We start from the raw sequence: 15,673 nt of genomic DNA on the forward strand, positions 1-15,673 counted from the left end.
ATTTGTGCCGTATTCCAAGTCATCTTTCGATCACTTTAAATACATTTTGGTTGATACAATCACAACCCGGTATCGCGTTTGCTACTGCAGCGTCTCATCAACGCTCGCGCGACACCTTTACTACATCCCATATTGTTAAAGAACAGCCGATCTTGCGATCGCTTGGCAATGCCAAATGAAAACACTCGCCACCTCATCGTCGCGATGCGCTTTCATTTGACAACCAATCCAAGGTACCAGGTGATGGTGGAGGATGACGGGATCGAACCGACGACCCCCTGCTTGCAAAGCAGGTGCTCTCCCAGCTGAGCTAATCCCCCCTCGGATAACTTGGTGGGTCTGGTAGGACTTGAACCTACGACCCCCGCCTTATCAAGACGGTGCTCTAACCACCTGAGCTACAGACCCTTGGCTGTAACAGCAAACAAACCGATAAGTGTGAACGCTAGGCTTGAGACACAAGCCTCTGGAAAGGAGGTGATCCAGCCGCACCTTCCGATACGGCTACCTTGTTACGACTTCACCCCAGTCATGAACCCTGCCGTGGTAATCGCCCTCCTTGCGGTTAGGCTAACTACTTCTGGCAAAACCCACTCCCATGGTGTGACGGGCGGTGTGTACAAGACCCGGGAACGTATTCACCGCGGCATGCTGATCCGCGATTACTAGCGATTCCAGCTTCACGTAGTCGAGTTGCAGACTACGATCCGGACTACGATGCGTTTTCTGGGATTAGCTCCCCCTCGCGGGTTGGCAACCCTCTGTACGCACCATTGTATGACGTGTGAAGCCCTACCCATAAGGGCCATGAGGACTTGACGTCATCCCCACCTTCCTCCGGTTTGTCACCGGCAGTCTCTCTAGAGTGCTCTTGCGTAGCAACTAGAGACAAGGGTTGCGCTCGTTGCGGGACTTAACCCAACATCTCACGACACGAGCTGACGACAGCCATGCAGCACCTGTGTCCACTTTCCCTTTCGGGCACCTAAGGCATCTCTGCTTCGTTAGTGGCATGTCAAGGGTAGGTAAGGTTTTTCGCGTTGCATCGAATTAATCCACATCATCCACCGCTTGTGCGGGTCCCCGTCAATTCCTTTGAGTTTTAATCTTGCGACCGTACTCCCCAGGCGGTCAACTTCACGCGTTAGCTACGTTACTGAAGAAATGAATCCCCAACAACTAGTTGACATCGTTTAGGGCGTGGACTACCAGGGTATCTAATCCTGTTTGCTCCCCACGCTTTCGTGCATGAGCGTCAGTGACGTCCCAGGGGGCTGCCTTCGCCATCGGTATTCCTCCACATCTCTACGCATTTCACTGCTACACGTGGAATTCTACCCCCCTCTGACATACTCTAGCCTGACAGTCACAAGCGCCATTCCCAAGTTAAGCTCGGGGATTTCACGCCTGTCTTATCAAACCGCCTGCGCACGCTTTACGCCCAGTAATTCCGATTAACGCTCGCACCCTACGTATTACCGCGGCTGCTGGCACGTAGTTAGCCGGTGCTTATTCTTCCGGTACCGTCATCCACGCCAGGTATTAACCAGCGCGATTTCTTTCCGGACAAAAGTGCTTTACAACCCGAAGGCCTTCTTCACACACGCGGCATTGCTGGATCAGGGTTGCCCCCATTGTCCAAAATTCCCCACTGCTGCCTCCCGTAGGAGTCTGGGCCGTGTCTCAGTCCCAGTGTGGCTGATCGTCCTCTCAGACCAGCTACTGATCGTCGCCTTGGTAGGCTCTTACCCCACCAACTAGCTAATCAGACATCGGCCGCTCCTGTAGCGCGAGGCCTTACGGTCCCCCGCTTTCACCCTCAGGTCGTATGCGGTATTAGCTAATCTTTCGACTAGTTATCCCCCACTACAGGGCACGTTCCGATGTATTACTCACCCGTTCGCCACTCGCCACCAGGCCGAAGCCCGTGCTGCCGTTCGACTTGCATGTGTAAGGCATGCCGCCAGCGTTCAATCTGAGCCAGGATCAAACTCTTCAGTTCAATCTCTGTATGGGTCCGAAGACCCTCGCTCTTTCGAGCGGTCGCTCACTCTCAGAAAACTGACTGACCAGATCCGAAGACCCGGTCACGTTTTGCTGTGCGAGCACTGTATAACTTGTGAAGCAACACTGTCCGAAGACAGCGGCGTCCGCTACCCAGCGCCCACACTTATCGGTTGTTTGTTTGTTAAAGAACTTCGCTTCCCGGCTTTGCCGTTCAGCGCGCTGCGTTGTCTGCAGCAGAGAAACGAGATTATGCAGAGCTTTCTTCGTTTCGTCAACCGTTGCAGCAATCTTTTTTTGCTGCGGCCAGCGCTGCCAACTTCGCTGCGCCAACCTTGCGGTCGACCCCGCAACCCTTGCTGCGCCTGCTTTACAGCGCCGCGTTGTGTTGCGAGGGGGCGAATATTAAGGGACCCGGAGGTGCTTGGCAAGAGGTTTCCGGAAATAATTCGGATCCAGCCTAAAAATAACGCAAACCGCTCTTTTCTGGCGGCGCCAGCGCCCTCTTCTACTTATAGGGTAGGGATGTCACAGAAAGGTGCAGATGTTTGTCATGCACGACCCGTTGATTCATGATCTGGGCTTCAGCCTGGCGCAGTCGCGCGGGCAGTCCGGAACGCGGGATCCTCCATGACCATCCGAATCGTAAGACTGGGAACGCCACGCGCAGCTGACGAAGGACTGCGTATCGGTACTGTGCGGCGGCCGCCACGCGGCGTGCCCAAGTCCGAGTTCGCCAGCCGTGACTACTACGACGTCTGGTACCCCGACCTGTCCCCTACCCCAGAACTGGTTGCGCAGGCGCAGGGCGCGGCTGACGACAAGGCATGGCGAGCATTCGTCCGGCATTTCCGCAAGGAAATGGCCGAGCCGGAGCGCAGCCGCACGCTCGACCTGCTGGCTGCGCTGTCGCACCAGACCAATTTCTCACTTGGCTGCTATTGCGAAGACGAAGCGCACTGCCACAGGTCGGTGCTGCGCGAACTGCTGGCCGAGCGCGGCGCCAAGATCGGTTGAGCCGCCCCTGCCCGGCGGGAGAGTTCCGCCTTGACCTTTTTGCTTGCGCAATCCGATGGCCCTGAACGTTGTCTGGCTCGGTTTTTTTCTGGTTTCCTTTGTCGCCGCATGCTTCCGCCTCGCCAGCGGCGACCTGGCCGTCTTCCCCGCCATGCTGTCGAGCCTGTTCGACAGCGCCCGCACAGCCTTCGAAATTGCACTAGGGCTGGCGGGCGTGATGAGCCTGTGGCTGGGCATCATGCGCATCGGCGAACGCGCCGGAGTCGTCGACGCCTTTGCCCGGCTGGTGAACCCGTTGTTGCGACATTTCTTTCCCGGCGTGCCGCAGGGCCATCCGGCGCAAGGCGCCATGATGATGAACGTGTCGGCCAACCTGCTGGGCCTGGATAACGCCGCGACGCCTCTCGGGCTGAATGCGATGCGCGAGCTGCAGACGCTGAACCGTCGCCCGGACGTGGCCACCGATGCGCAGATCATGTTCATCGTGCTGAATACGGCCGGGCTGACTTTGATCCCGACCTCGGTCATCGCGATCCGACAGGCAATCGCCGTCAAGCAGGGGCTGGTGGGCTTCAATGCGGCAGATATTTTCCTGCCGACGCTGCTGGCTACCGGTGGCTCGTGCCTTGCCGGCCTGCTGGCTGTCGCCTGGGTACAGCGGCTCAATCTGCTGCGGCCCGCGGTGCTGGCCGCATTCGGCATGGCTGCCGCGGCGCTCGGCGGCATGTTCGCCTGGCTGAAGCATGCGCCGCCCGGGCAGGTCGGCAGCGTGACGGCATTGGCGGGCGCGGGCGTCATCCTGTCGCTTATCACGCTGTTCCTGGCCTGCGGTGCCCTGCGGCGGGTCAACGTCTACGAAGCCTTTATCGATGGCGCCAAGGAAGGCTTCGGCGTGGCCGTGCAGATCATTCCTTATCTTGTCGCCATCCTGGTTGCGATCGGCTTGTTCCGGGCGACCGGGTGCATGGACGTGCTGATGGGCTGGCTGACGCTGGGCTTTGCGCATCTCGGCATCAATACCGATTTTGTCCCGGCCCTGCCGGTGGGCCTGATGAAGATCCTGTCAGGCGCCGGTGCGCGCGGGTTGATGGTCGATGTGATGACGACTTATGGGGTCGACTCGTTCCAGGGTCGCCTTGCGGCCATCATTCAGGGGTCGACGGAAACTACTTTCTATGTGTTGGCGGTCTACTTCGGCAGCATCAATGTGCGAAATACGCGGCACGCGCTGGGCTGCGCCCTGGTTGCAGATGCTGCCGGTATTTTTTGTGCTGTTGGCGCCGCTTATCTATTCCGCTAGGGCAGCATTTCGATTTTTTGTTGTACCCACACAACAGCATTGTGCGCATCGCAAGACATTGACACAACTGCACTTGGTGCGACGCAACAAGCCATGTATAGTGAAGTCTGTCTCCTCCACCACCTCGGTGGATTCCAACCCACGCACAACCTGCGTGGGTTTTTTTTTTGCCCTGATGCCGGCCATTGCAACACCCGTTGCACACCAAGCCCTGGCAAGGGCTACACCTTGGCCATGGCGCAGCACAGAAGTCTTTTGTTGCGCCCGAGCAGGGGATCGCATGGAAGCGCGGTTACTCGCCCTTCTTTGCTGCATTGCAACATCCATGTTGCAGAGTGGCAACGCATTGGTGACGCCAGCCAGGCGCCATATGGCATCGGCAATCGGTGCGCCGAAGTCCTTTCCGGACCCTTTACGGCAGGCCGTGGTGACCTAGAATGATTGAATACGTCCGTCGCCAGCACGAGGCACGCCATGCCTGAGATCACGTTCCCTCGCAGCGTCCCGACCTACTGCGCAGCCAGCCTCACGCTGTCCTGCCCCGCTACGGTCAATGGCAGTCCGACTCAGTATTCCGTCACCGCGGAAGCCCTTGAGGCCCACTTCGGTGCGCGCTCGCCGCGCGAGGAAGATCTGGTTGCCGCCTTCACCAGTAATCGCCAGCGCATCGAAAGCCTCGCCGAAAGCCTGTTCGAGCTGACCCAGGCGCGCGAGATCGTGCTGCGCAGCGGCCATTTCCGCTTCGCCGGATGACCCCTGTCGCGATTGACGACCGCGTCCAAACCGAGACGCCGGGCCAGTCCGGCGTCTTTCGCATGCTTAGTCGGCCTTGGCTTCGCCGCGCACCAGCAGCACCGGCGTAGTCGACTGCCGGATCACCGCTTCCGCCACGCTGCCCAGCACCAGCCGGCGCACACCCCGCCGCCCGTGCGTGCCGATTACCAGCAGGTCCGCACCCCACTGACGCGCGGCTTCGTTGATCGATGCACCGATATCGCCGGGCACCGGCGCCTCGGTGACCAGCCGGGTTTCATGCGGCACGCCGGCCGCTGACAGTTGCTGCGCGGCGTCCTGCAGCGCGCGTTGGCCGCTTTCCTCGAATGCCTTCTGCAGCTGGCTCGGATCGTAGTAGCCCACGTCGAACATCGGCGTACCCGTGTCGACGACATAGAGCGCCAGCACCGTGGCACCGCCCGGCGCCGCTACGCGGATGGCTTCGGCCAGTGCCAGTCCGGACGTGTTGCTGCCATCCACCGCCACCACGATCTTGCTGTATGCCGCGCTTGCCATTTGCGTTACCTCCGTAGACAAAGGGAATAAGGGTTGGACAGCACGAGGCCGTTCCGTCTCTGATACTACACGTGCCCCGGCCGTCACGTGATGTCGCTGCCCCGGCGACGACCAACACAAACCCGGCGCGGCTTAAATTGACCGACCGGTCGGCTTATATATAATAGGGCCAGCCGCCGCACCAACGGTCACCCACCCAGCCGCGGCCCCCCGCCAGAGGAGGCGCTATGTACACCCAAAGCCTGGACGTTCCCGGCCAAGCTGACTCCGCCCAGATCGCTGCCCCTCAGGACCCTCAGGACGATGAGGTCCGCCAGGCCGCTTTTGACGCGCGCGTGTCCGCCGACGGCAAGATCGAGCCGCAGGACTGGATGCCGGCGGCCTACCGCAAGACACTGGTGCGGCAGATTTCCCAGCACGCGCATTCCGAGATTGTCGGCATGCTGCCCGAGGGCAACTGGATCAGCCGCGCACCGTCACTCAAGCGCAAGGCGATCCTGCTGGCCAAGGTGCAGGACGAAGGCGGCCACGGCCTGTACCTCTACTCCGCGGCCGAAACGCTGGATGCTTCGCGCGACGAGCTGGTCGACGCGCTGCACAGCGGCAAGGCCAAGTACTCGTCCATCTTCAACTACCCGACGCTGACCTGGGCCGACGTGGGCGTGATCGGCTGGCTGGTGGACGGCGCGGCGATCATGAACCAGATCCCGCTGTGCCGCTGCTCGTATGGCCCGTATGCGCGCGCCATGATCCGCATCTGCAAGGAAGAGTCGTTTCACCAACGCCAGGGATTCGACGCGCTGCTGGCGATGATGCGCGGCACCGACGCCCAGCGCGAGATGGTGCAGGACGCGGTCAACCGCTGGTGGTTCCCGGTGCTGATGATGTTCGGCCCGCCCGATGCGGCCTCGACCAACAGCGCGCAGACCATGGCCTGGGGCATCAAGCGCATCTCGAATGACGACCTGCGCCAGAAGTTCGTCGATGCCACGGTGGAACAGGCGCGGGTACTGGGCGTGACCCTGCCCGACCCGGGACTGCAATGGAACGCCGAGCGCGCCCACTATGACTGCAGCCCGCTGGATTGGGACGAGTTCTGGCGCGTGATCAACGGCGACGGCCCCTGCAACCGGGAGCGCCTGGCCACACGCGTCAAGGCGCACGAGGACGGCGCCTGGGTCCGCGAAGCCGCACTGGCCCACGCGGCCAAGCAGGCCGAGCGCGAAGCGGGCGAGCGCCGCGCGGCTGCCTGATCCCTGCTTGAACCCAAACCGCAGCCAGCACGCAAGGACTGAGGAGACAACGATGAACCGCAAGGAATGGCCGCTGTGGGAGGTGTTCGTGCGCAGCAAGCAAGGCCTGGAGCACAAACACTGCGGCAGCCTGCACGCCGCCGACGCGCAGCAGGCGCTGCACATGGCGCGCGATGTCTACACGCGGCGCCAGGAAGGCGTGTCGATCTGGGTAGTGCCGTCCGCCGCCATCACGGCGAGCGTGCCGGAGGAAAAGCCGGAACTGTTCGACCCCATGGCCGACAAGATCTACCGGCACCCGACGTTCTACCAGCTGCCCGACGAAGTCAACCATATGTAAGGGCCACGCACGATGACCGCGTCCCCGCAACCCGCTTCCCTGGATCACTTGCCGCCGGCCCGCACCGCCGCGCTGCGCTATGTGCTGCGCCTGGCCGACAACGCGCTGGTGCTCGGCCAGCGCAATGCCGAATGGTGCGGCCACGGCCCCGTGCTGGAAGAAGACATTGCGCTGGCCAACATCAGCCTCGACCTGATCGGCCAGGCACGCCTGCTGTACGGGCGCGCCGGCGAACTGGAAGGCGAGCTGACCGGCCTGCCACGGCATGAAGACGACTATGCCTACTGGCGCGCCGAGCGCGACTTCCGCAACTGGACGCTGGCGGAACTGCCCCACCGCGGCCCGCTGGCCGGCACCGCCGCCGCGGAACGCGACTACGCGGTCACCATCATGCGCAACTTCCTGTACAGCGCGCTGATGGTCGAGCTGTGGCAAGCGCTGAAGTCCAGCAGCGATGCGCAGCTCGCCGCCATCGCCGCCAAGTCGGTCAAGGAGGCGAGCTACCACCTGCACCATGCCGCCGGCTGGGTGGTGCGCCTGGGCGACGGCACCGAAGCGTCGCATGCCCGCATGCAGCGGGCCCTGGACCACCTGCTGCCCTATATGAATGAGTGCTTTGCCGATGACCCGGTGGAAACCGAAGCCGCTGCGCAGGGCATTGGCGTCGTCACCGCTTCGCTGCGAACTGCGTGGGACGCGACCGTCGCCGAAACCCTGCAAGCCGCCACGCTGGCGCTGCCGCCGGCGAGCAGCTTTGTCTCCACCGGCAAACTCGGCGTGCATTCTGAACACATGAGCTACCTGCTGGGCGAGATGCAAGGGCTGGCGCGGGCCCATCCGGGCGCGCAATGGTAATTGCCCGCTTCGCCGCAAAGGAATGACTGGCATGAACGTCACCACCCTGCCCCGCCCGGCGAACACTGCCGCCGATGCGCGCGTCGCGCAGGCATGGGCGGCGCTGGAAGCGGTCCCCGACCCGGAGATCCCGGTGGTGTCGATCCGCGACCTCGGCATCCTGCGCGGGATCAGCGCCGATGCCGACGGCACGCTGGAGGTGACCATCACGCCCACCTACTCCGGCTGCCCGGCGATGTCGCAGATCGCCGAGGACATCGGCCATGCGCTCGACGCCGCCGGCCTGGCACCGTGGCGCCTGCGCACCGTGCTGGCGCCGGCGTGGACCACCGACTGGATCACCCCCGCCGCGCGTGAGCGATTGCGCGAATTCGGCATCGCGCCGCCCGGCCAGTGCGGCGCGCCAGCCACGGCGCGACCATTGCACTTCGTCCCGCGTGCCGCGCGCGCCGGCGCCCCGGACCGCGTCGCCTGCCCGCGCTGCGGCAGCGTGCACACGCAGGAAATCTCGCGCTTCGCCTCGACGGCGTGCAAGGCACTGTACCGCTGCCTGGACTGCCGCGAGCCGTTCGATTATTTCAAACCCTACTGAGCCCCGCCGGGCCGAAGCCAGGCTGCCATGACCCCACAGTTCCACCCGCTGCGCGTGGCGCAGGTGCGCCCCGAGACTGCCGACACCATCTCGATCGCGTTCGAGGTGCCGGAAACGCTGCGCGACGCCTACCGCTTCACCCAGGGCCAGTTCCTGACGCTGAAGGCGCCGGTCGACGGCAAGGACTTGCGGCGCTCGTATTCGATCTGCTCGGCGGTGCAGGACTATGACGCACAAGGCGAGCTGCGCGTGGCGGTGAAGCTGGTCGAGGACGGGCTGTTTTCGTCCCATCTCCACGACACCATCGCACCCGGCCAGGTGATCGACGTGATGACGCCAGATGGCCGCTTCAACGTGCCGCTGGATCCTGCGGCGGCGCGCCACTATGTCGCCTTTGCCGCGGGCAGCGGCATCACGCCGGTGCTGTCGCTGATCCGCACCACGCTGCAGGCCGAGCCGCGCAGCCGCTTCACGCTGGTCTACGGCAACCGCAATGTCGACAGCATCATCTTTTCCGAGGCACTGGAAGACCTGAAAAACCAGTACCTGTCGCGCTTCACGCTGTACCACGTGCTGTCGCGCCAGCCGCAGGAGGTCGACCTGCTGCACGGCCGGGTTGACCACGACCGCGTCACCGCCTTCCTGCGGACCCTGATCCCGGTGGACGACATCGATGCGGCCTTCATCTGCGGGCCTGCGTCGATGATCGACGAAGCCGAGGCGGCGCTGCGCGACGCTGGCGTGGATCCGCACCGTATCCACGCCGAGCGCTTCGGCGTGCCGCTCGCGCAGGCCAGGCCCAAGCCGTCGCACGCGCATGCCGACCATGCGGGCACCGCCGAGCTGGTGGTCGTGCTCGACGGCAAGCAGCACAGCATGCGCCTGCCGATGGAAGACGCCAACGTGCTCGATACCGCGCTGGCCGCCGGGCTCGACCTGCCGTACGCCTGCAAGGGCGGCGTCTGTTGCACCTGCCGCGCCAAGGTGCTGGAAGGCCAGGTCGAGATGGAGAAGAACTACACGCTCGAGCCGTGGGAGATGGAAAAGGGCTTCGTGCTCACCTGCCAGGCGCGCGCGCTGACGCCGCGGGTAGTGGTCAGCTACGACGAGCGCTGATCCGGGTACGCCGCGCGGGGACGGCCAGCGGCGCGTACGCGTGCCGACACTCGCAGCGATTGGCCAGGCCGGGCCGTGATTACAATGGCGGCAGGCCGGCAGCGGCCTGGCGCGATGCTTGCAGGGGCATTGCGCGGGCTGCGGCGGCGATAGGCAGCGGTGGCGCACAGCCTTGCACAGCGGCGCCCGCCGACTGTCGCGCCAGCGCCGCGCGGTGCCAGCGAACCGTCCCACCCATATACAATCACGGCCATGCAATATATCCACGTCGTCAACGGTGATGTAGCAGGCACGACCCTGCGCCAGGCGCTGGCGCAGGCCGCGCGGCCGGACCCTGTCGTGGTGCTGCGCGACGACCTGGCAGTGGGGCCTCTGGCCGACATCGACAGCACCGGGCTGATCCGTTCCGGCTTCTGGCAGCGGGTCGCCCCGCACACCGACATCGATTTCGCCGCCGAGATGCGCCAGGCGCTGGACCAGCTACAGCGGCTGCGCCAGGACGAACTGGAAATAGCCATCTGGCACGGCCAGAGCGCGGCCGACCAGCTGATGCTGCGCCGGGTTGTGTTCCACCTGTATCAGGCGCCGCAACGGATCAATGAAGTCGCGATGGACCTGCGCGAGCTGGAGATGCCCGCGCAAGGCAACCTGGCCGCCATCGGCATGTATTCACCGGCGCGGCTGGCGCGGCGCTTCTCCACCATCGCGCCGGTTTCGGTGCTTCGGCTGGGACGGCTCGGCTACGAGTGGCAGCAGAACGTCAAGGAGAACGCCGACGTCCGCCTGTGGAAGGGCAATACGCTGGTTCCGGCCGCCTACCACACCATCGACGACATCATCATGGATCGCGCGCCGGCGGAATGGACCCCCGCGGTGCAGGTGGTGGGCAGCGTGATGGGCGCGATCGAAGGCCTGCTGGCCAGCGACTGGTTCGTGTTCTGGCGCTGCCGCGAGCTGATCGCCTCGGGCCTGATGGTGCTGCGCGGCAACTCCGATTCGCTCGAGACCTGCGAGCTGCGCCGCCGCGCCGGCGGCAGTGGCGAGTAACCCCGATACACATGGCCCGTACCAAGGCACCCGATTTCGAGGCGCAGCGCGAACAGATCCTGGACCTGGCCGCGGCTGCCTTCGCCAACAGCAGCTACCCCAGCACCTCGATGGCCGACCTGGCCGCCGCCTGCGGCACGTCCAAGGCGCGCCTCTACCACTATTACGAGAGCAAGGAAGCGATCCTGTTCGACCTGCTGGACCGCTACACGCGGCGGCTGATGCTGCTGGTCACCGAGGTCGAAGCCGACGCCGAGCGCCACGCACGCACCGACAAGGACGCGTTTGCCAACCTGATCCGCGCCTTCCTGGCCGAGTACGAAACCTCGCAGACCCGCCATATCGCGCTGATCAACGACGTCAAGTTCCTCGCCGAAGGCCAGCGCGACGTGATCCTCGGCCGCGAGCGCGATGTGGTGGCGGCCTTCTCGCGCCTGCTGCGCCGGGCCTACCCGGAGCGTGTCACGCGCGATAACCAGACCGCGCTGACCATGACCGTGTTCGGCATGATCAACTGGACCTTCACCTGGCTCAAGCCGGGCGGACGGCTTTCGTACGCCGACTTTGCCGAGACGGTGCTCGACCTCCTCGAAGGCGGGCTGCCGGGCCGCGCCGCCGCGATCCGCTGACGAAGGCGGACCCGCCCCGGCCTGCCCCCGCCATCGTCAGGTCCACTCTGCCTCTTCGCGCTGCCGGCGCTGCTCGCGGTCTTGCCTGAACATTTCCTCCAGCTCGTCGCGGGCCTGGCGCGCCAGCGAGACCAGCTTCTTCTGGTCGGTGTAGTGCGGGTAGAAGCGGTCGATCGCCTGGATATTGTGCCGCCGGAAGCGCAGCGCCACGTTGCGCGCCTCGGCCGGGTCGAAGCCCAGCCCTTCCAGGACACTCCGTCCCATCCTCAGCGAACCCTCGAACATCTCGCGCTCGAACAATTGCACGCCGCGGTCCTTGAGCTGGTAGATATGCGACACATGCCGCGCCCGCGCATAGATCCGCAACTCCGGATAGCGCTCGCGCACACGGTCGATCAGTTGCAGGCTGTCGTCCATGCCGTCGATTGCCACCACCAAAATGCGCGCGCGGGCGATACCGGCGGCTTCCAGCAGGTCCAGCCGCGTGGCATCGCCATAGAAGATCTTGAAGCCGTACTGGCGCAGGAACTCGATCTGGTCCGGATCGTGATCGAGCACCGTGACGCCGATGCCCTGGCTGTACAGCAGCCGCCCGATGATCTGCCCGAACCGGCCGAAGCCGGCGATCAGCACCGGGTTGTCCTGCGGCGTGATGGCCTCGTCCGGCCGCGCCCTGGCGCGGCCCAGCCGCGGCGCCACCAGCTGGTCATAGGCGAGCAGCAGCAACGGCGTGGCCACCATCGACAGCGCCACCACCAGCACCAGCAACGCCTCGGTCTCGCGCGGCAGCAGGCCCGCGCCGCCGGCGACACCGAACACCACGAAGGCGAACTCGCCGCCCTGCGAGATCAGCAGCGCAAACAGCAGCCGCTGGCCGCGCGCAATAGCGAACCTGCGCGCCAGCAGCACCAGCACGCCGGTCTTGGCCACAACGAAGGCAACCACCAGGCCGAGCACCAGCCCCGGCGAGCGTGCCAGCACGGCAAAGTCGATCGACATCCCGACCGCCATGAAGAACAGGCCCAGCAGCAGCCCCTTGAACGGCTCCAGGTCGGCCTCCAGCGCATGGCGGTATTCCGAATCGGCCAGCAGCACGCCGGCGAGGAAGGTGCCCAGCGCCATCGACAGCCCGACCGCGTCCATCATCAGCGCGATGCCGACCACCAGCAGCAGCGCAAACGCGGTGAACATCTCGCGCATGTCGGTGCGCGCGATAAAGCGCAGCGCCGGCCGCACCAGGTAGCGGCCGCCGACCACCACAGCGCCGATCACCGCCACCGCCTTCACGCCGGCCATCCAGCCGGCGGCGCCCGCACCGGCGCCTTCGGCGCTCTCGACGGCGAGCAGCGGCAACAGCGCGATCATCGGGATGGCCGCAATATCCTGGAACAGCAGGATGCCGAAGCTGGCGGCGCCGGCCGGCGTGCCAAACAGGTTGCGCTCGGTCAGCGTCGCCAGCGCGATCGCGGTGGACGACAGCGCCAGGCCCAGGCCCGCGACCAGCGCCACCTGCCACGACGCACCCGCCAGCGCCGCCGCACCGCCGATCACCAGCGCGCAGGCGGCAAGCTGGGCGCCACCGTAGCCGAAGATGCTCCGCCGCAACGCCCATAGCTTGCGCGGCTCCAGTTCCAGGCCGATGACGAACATCATCAGCACCACGCCGAACTCGGAGAAATGCAGGATCGACTCGACGTCGGTAACCAGGCGCAGCGCAAACGGGCCGATCGCCGCGCCCGCCAGCAGGTAGCCCAGCACGGCGCCCAGGCCGCTGCGCCGCGCCAGCGGCACCGCCACCACCGCCGCAACCAGGAACACCAGCAGCGCAATCAGGAAGTCATGCTGGTTCATGCGCGCACCTCCGCGGGCATGGCGTCGGCACCCAGGCGCCCGCAGACGTGCGCAATATGGTCGGCCAGCGCCTGCGCATCGGCGTTGTCGGCGTCATGCAGCACCACCGGCGGCAGCCAGTTCATGCCGCACAGGAGCGCGGTCTGCTCCAGCGGCAACAGGAATTCACTGATCGGATGGCCATGGTTGCCGTCGGGGCCGTAGGCATCGGCGCTGCCGCCGGTACTGACCACCGCCAGCATCGACTTGCCGCGCAGTGCCGTGCCGCCTGGGCCGTAGGCCCACCCGTGCTCTAGCACCTCATCCAGCCATAGCTTTAGCAACGCGGGGACGCTGTACCAGCGCACCGGAAACTGCAACACGACGGTGTCCGCGACCGCCAGCACGCGCTGCTCGGCGACGACATCGATGTCGTAATCGACATAGGAACGGTAAAGATCGCGTACCTGTACCTGCGGCAATGAGGCCAGGGCGTCGGCCAGCGGCCGGTTGACGCGCGATCGGCTGGGCGTGGGATGCGCGTAGATCACTGCAATGGGAGACTCGGTCATCGAAGACGGGGCGGCTTGGCGAGGGCGGGCGGGATCGTGGCGGGCATGGGCCGGTTGCGGCGTTGCAGCATATCCACAGTTGATGTCGCGCAACAATTCATCACATTTTCTTAGGCTATTGATTTTATTGCATTTTTCAAAGCGATGTGGCGGTGCGGCCGGCTGCTGCGGCGCAGGAAGCTTACGCCAGACTGGCAATTCCACTACAATACTTTTCACGCTGCATCAAGATGGTGTTTCCCCGAATCTCGCACCGAGCCAGGGAAAAAGTGCCTGGCGAAACACCACCGCAGTGCCTATTTTTATCTGTTACTGCACCAGGAAGGATTTAACGTGAACCCGCTCGAACTGAGCAAGGCTGTCGGCGCACTGACCGACGAAGATCTGCGCAAGGCAGCTGCAGCGACGCAGGCCGCCCACCGTGCCACCGTTCTGGTGCGCGAGCTGGCCGCCCATCATCGCTCGCGCTTGCTGAAGCATTTCCTCGCCCTGGGCGAGGACGATCGCCTGCTCCGTTTCGGCCAGTCGGTGGGCGACCACGTGATCGAAGCCTACGTGGACAGCATCGACTTCGACCACGACACCGTGTTTGGCGTCTACGACGACAAGCTCGAGCTGATCGGCGTGGGCCACTTTGCCAACCTGCGCGACAATGCCCAGGGCCGGGTGGCCGAATTCGGCGTGTCGGTGTCGCGCAGCGCCCGCGGCCGCGGTATCGGCAGCGCGCTGTTCGAGCGTGCGGCCATGCATGGCCGCAACACCAGCGTGCGCACGCTGTACATGCACTGCCTGTCGCGCAACGCCGCGATGATGCACATCGCCAAGAAAGCCGGCATGAAGGTCCAGTACGCCTATGGCGAGGCCGACGCCTACCTGGAACTGCCGCCGGCGGACACCGTCAGCCGCCTGACCGAGGCGCTGGACGAACAGATGGCCGACCTCGACTACGCGGTGCGCCGCAACCTGCGCGACGCACGCCGCTTCGGCCTGCGCTTCTGGCGCTCCATGGTGCCGCAAAAACACACCGCCTGAGCGGGCTGCTCGCCCGCTTCGCCGCCCACGGCCGCCACGGCGCATCGCAAGATGCGCCGTTTTTGCATGCGCCCCCGGACCGCTCAGGCCGCGCCGCCGACCGGCAGCGCCGTGGTGTCCTTGATGCTTTCCAGCGCAAAGCTGGAGCGCACGTCGATCACCGACGGATGGGCCAGCAGCTGCTCCTGCATGAAGCGCGCGAAATGCTCCATGTCCTCGACGTAGACCTTGAGCAGCAGGTCCATCTCGCCGGTCATGGCATGGCATGCCGCCACCTCTGGCCAGACCGCGATGGAGGCGCGGAACAGGTCCAGCGGCGCCTTGCCCTTGGGCGCGCCGCCATGCTTCTCCAGCCGGACATTGATATAGGCCAGCAGGCCGAGCCCGATCTTGTTCGGCTCCAGCAGCGCCGCGTACTGCCGGATCACGCCGATCTCCTCCAGCCGCCGGATGCGGCGCAGGCAGGGGCTGGGCGACAGGTTGACGCGCTCGGCCACCTCCAGGTTGGTCAACCGGCCGTTGGTCTGCAGCACTTCCAGGATCTTCCGGTCGATCTTGTCCAACTCCACCTTGCTCACGATATTGTTGCTCCGCAATATGTTTATTGGCAATTTTTTTGCGCAAATTTAGCAAGCCGTGCACAAATACGCAATTTTTTGTGTAATTGCGCCCGCTGAAGGCCGGATTCCCGACGAATCGACAGCCTTTTAGGTCACTCGTGCTGCAGCCGGTCGGGCTGGGCAACCTGTCTGGTGGCACGGCTGCGGGGGTTGCGGCCGCGCCCGCGGCGACCGGG

The 15,673-nt window shown here is 64.5% G+C and carries 15 protein-coding genes, 2 tRNA genes and 1 rRNA gene; 11 read left to right on the forward strand and 7 right to left on the reverse strand.

Annotated features, from left to right (window positions below; all coding sequences use genetic code 11):
* Positions 1 to 244: 244 nt before the first annotated feature.
* The 3 genes from E0W60_RS26720 to E0W60_RS26730 all read right to left on the reverse strand — a co-directional run bounded on the left by E0W60_RS26720 (position 245) and on the right by E0W60_RS26730 (position 2,002).
* Positions 245 to 320: transfer RNA gene (locus E0W60_RS26720), tRNA-Ala, on the reverse strand.
* A gap of 11 nt (positions 321 to 331) precedes the next feature.
* Positions 332 to 408: transfer RNA gene (locus E0W60_RS26725), tRNA-Ile, on the reverse strand.
* Between the two features lie 62 nt (positions 409 to 470).
* Positions 471 to 2,002, reverse strand: a 16S ribosomal RNA gene (locus tag E0W60_RS26730).
* A gap of 632 nt (positions 2,003 to 2,634) precedes the next feature.
* On the opposite strand from E0W60_RS26730, the gene E0W60_RS26735 reads away from it, so the two are divergent.
* From E0W60_RS26735 to E0W60_RS26745, 3 genes are all read left to right on the forward strand, one after another.
* Positions 2,635 to 3,021, forward strand: coding sequence for a DUF488 domain-containing protein (locus E0W60_RS26735; RefSeq protein WP_133097723.1), 387 nt, complete (start codon positions 2,635 to 2,637; stop codon positions 3,019 to 3,021).
* 55 nt (positions 3,022 to 3,076) lie between these two features.
* Positions 3,077 to 4,321: a nucleoside recognition domain-containing protein gene (locus tag E0W60_RS26740; RefSeq protein ID WP_135706080.1), complete on the forward strand. Its 1,245-nt coding sequence runs from the start codon at positions 3,077 to 3,079 to the stop codon at positions 4,319 to 4,321.
* Between the two features lie 474 nt (positions 4,322 to 4,795).
* Positions 4,796 to 5,074: a DUF1488 domain-containing protein gene (locus E0W60_RS26745; protein ID WP_029046679.1), complete on the forward strand. Its 279-nt coding sequence runs from the start codon at positions 4,796 to 4,798 to the stop codon at positions 5,072 to 5,074.
* A gap of 66 nt (positions 5,075 to 5,140) precedes the next feature.
* Here E0W60_RS26745 and E0W60_RS26750 read toward each other — a convergent pair whose 3' ends face one another.
* Complete coding sequence (locus E0W60_RS26750) at positions 5,141 to 5,611, reverse strand: universal stress protein (RefSeq protein ID WP_135706081.1); 471 nt, start codon at positions 5,609 to 5,611, stop codon at positions 5,141 to 5,143.
* Between the two features lie 227 nt (positions 5,612 to 5,838).
* Between E0W60_RS26750 and paaA the strand changes: the two genes are divergently transcribed.
* The 7 genes from paaA (at position 5,839) to E0W60_RS26785 (ending at position 11,443) form a co-directional block, all read left to right on the forward strand.
* The gene (gene paaA / locus E0W60_RS26755; RefSeq protein ID WP_135706082.1) at positions 5,839 to 6,864 is read left to right on the forward strand and encodes a 1,2-phenylacetyl-CoA epoxidase subunit PaaA; all 1,026 of its coding nucleotides are present in this window, start codon (positions 5,839 to 5,841) and stop codon (positions 6,862 to 6,864) included.
* 52 nt (positions 6,865 to 6,916) lie between these two features.
* On the forward strand, positions 6,917 to 7,204 hold the full coding sequence (paaB, locus tag E0W60_RS26760) for a 1,2-phenylacetyl-CoA epoxidase subunit PaaB (RefSeq protein WP_022536879.1): 288 nt from the start codon (positions 6,917 to 6,919) through the stop codon (positions 7,202 to 7,204).
* A 12-nt stretch (positions 7,205 to 7,216) separates the two neighbouring features.
* The gene (paaC, locus tag E0W60_RS26765; RefSeq protein ID WP_133097727.1) at positions 7,217 to 8,059 is read left to right on the forward strand and encodes a 1,2-phenylacetyl-CoA epoxidase subunit PaaC; all 843 of its coding nucleotides are present in this window, start codon (positions 7,217 to 7,219) and stop codon (positions 8,057 to 8,059) included.
* Positions 8,060 to 8,090: 31 nt separating this feature from the next.
* Positions 8,091 to 8,651 carry a 1,2-phenylacetyl-CoA epoxidase subunit PaaD gene (gene paaD / locus E0W60_RS26770; RefSeq protein ID WP_133097728.1) on the forward strand — a complete coding sequence of 187 codons (561 nt, stop codon included), beginning with the start codon at positions 8,091 to 8,093 and terminating at the stop codon, positions 8,649 to 8,651.
* A 27-nt stretch (positions 8,652 to 8,678) separates the two neighbouring features.
* Complete coding sequence (paaE, locus tag E0W60_RS26775) at positions 8,679 to 9,767, forward strand: 1,2-phenylacetyl-CoA epoxidase subunit PaaE (RefSeq protein WP_133097729.1); 1,089 nt, start codon at positions 8,679 to 8,681, stop codon at positions 9,765 to 9,767.
* A gap of 252 nt (positions 9,768 to 10,019) precedes the next feature.
* Positions 10,020 to 10,814 (forward strand): DUF1835 domain-containing protein, encoded by a 795-nt coding sequence (locus E0W60_RS26780; protein ID WP_133097730.1) that lies wholly within the window; start codon positions 10,020 to 10,022, stop codon positions 10,812 to 10,814.
* A gap of 11 nt (positions 10,815 to 10,825) precedes the next feature.
* Positions 10,826 to 11,443, forward strand: coding sequence for a TetR/AcrR family transcriptional regulator (locus E0W60_RS26785; protein ID WP_133097731.1), 618 nt, complete (start codon positions 10,826 to 10,828; stop codon positions 11,441 to 11,443).
* 36 nt (positions 11,444 to 11,479) lie between these two features.
* Here the strand turns inward: E0W60_RS26785 and kefC are convergent, their stop codons facing one another.
* Together kefC and E0W60_RS26795 are read right to left on the reverse strand one after the other, a co-directional pair.
* A complete protein-coding gene (gene kefC / locus E0W60_RS26790; protein ID WP_135706083.1) occupies positions 11,480 to 13,294 on the reverse strand; it encodes a glutathione-regulated potassium-efflux system protein KefC in 1,815 nt (604 codons plus the stop codon).
* Entirely contained in the window at positions 13,291 to 13,845 is a 555-nt protein-coding gene (locus E0W60_RS26795; protein ID WP_135706084.1) for an NAD(P)H-dependent oxidoreductase, read from the reverse strand. The genes kefC and E0W60_RS26795 overlap by 4 nt, the downstream gene beginning before the upstream one ends.
* A gap of 333 nt (positions 13,846 to 14,178) precedes the next feature.
* Here E0W60_RS26795 and E0W60_RS26800 point away from each other — a divergent pair, with 333 nt between their 5' ends.
* A complete protein-coding gene (locus E0W60_RS26800; protein ID WP_133097733.1) occupies positions 14,179 to 14,877 on the forward strand; it encodes a GNAT family N-acetyltransferase in 699 nt (232 codons plus the stop codon).
* A gap of 83 nt (positions 14,878 to 14,960) precedes the next feature.
* On the opposite strand, the gene E0W60_RS26805 is transcribed toward E0W60_RS26800, so the two are convergent.
* Complete coding sequence (locus E0W60_RS26805; RefSeq protein ID WP_010813460.1) at positions 14,961 to 15,455, reverse strand: Lrp/AsnC family transcriptional regulator; 495 nt, start codon at positions 15,453 to 15,455, stop codon at positions 14,961 to 14,963.
* Between the last annotated feature and the right edge of the window lie 218 nt (positions 15,456 to 15,673).

The organism is Cupriavidus oxalaticus, assembly GCF_004768545.1.
In the GTDB taxonomy this organism is placed as follows: Bacteria; Pseudomonadota; Gammaproteobacteria; order Burkholderiales; family Burkholderiaceae; genus Cupriavidus; species Cupriavidus oxalaticus_A.

Bases quoted from the DNA above. Each gene is read 5' to 3' on its own strand.
- E0W60_RS26735 (WP_133097723.1), top strand. From the start codon at position 2,635: ATGACCATCCGAATCGTAAGACTGGGAACGCCACGCGCAGCTGACGAA.
- E0W60_RS26740 (WP_135706080.1), top strand. From the start codon at position 3,077: ATGGCCCTGAACGTTGTCTGGCTCGGTTTTTTTCTGGTTTCCTTTGTC.
- E0W60_RS26745 (WP_029046679.1), top strand. From the start codon at position 4,796: ATGCCTGAGATCACGTTCCCTCGCAGCGTCCCGACCTACTGCGCAGCC.
- E0W60_RS26750 (WP_135706081.1), bottom strand. From the start codon at position 5,611: ATGGCAAGCGCGGCATACAGCAAGATCGTGGTGGCGGTGGATGGCAGC.
- paaA (WP_135706082.1), top strand. From the start codon at position 5,839: ATGTACACCCAAAGCCTGGACGTTCCCGGCCAAGCTGACTCCGCCCAG.
- paaB (WP_022536879.1), top strand. From the start codon at position 6,917: ATGAACCGCAAGGAATGGCCGCTGTGGGAGGTGTTCGTGCGCAGCAAG.
- paaC (WP_133097727.1), top strand. From the start codon at position 7,217: ATGACCGCGTCCCCGCAACCCGCTTCCCTGGATCACTTGCCGCCGGCC.
- paaD (WP_133097728.1), top strand. From the start codon at position 8,091: ATGAACGTCACCACCCTGCCCCGCCCGGCGAACACTGCCGCCGATGCG.
- paaE (WP_133097729.1), top strand. From the start codon at position 8,679: ATGACCCCACAGTTCCACCCGCTGCGCGTGGCGCAGGTGCGCCCCGAG.
- E0W60_RS26780 (WP_133097730.1), top strand. From the start codon at position 10,020: ATGCAATATATCCACGTCGTCAACGGTGATGTAGCAGGCACGACCCTG.
- E0W60_RS26785 (WP_133097731.1), top strand. From the start codon at position 10,826: ATGGCCCGTACCAAGGCACCCGATTTCGAGGCGCAGCGCGAACAGATC.
- kefC (WP_135706083.1), bottom strand. From the start codon at position 13,294: ATGAACCAGCATGACTTCCTGATTGCGCTGCTGGTGTTCCTGGTTGCG.
- E0W60_RS26795 (WP_135706084.1), bottom strand. From the start codon at position 13,845: ATGACCGAGTCTCCCATTGCAGTGATCTACGCGCATCCCACGCCCAGC.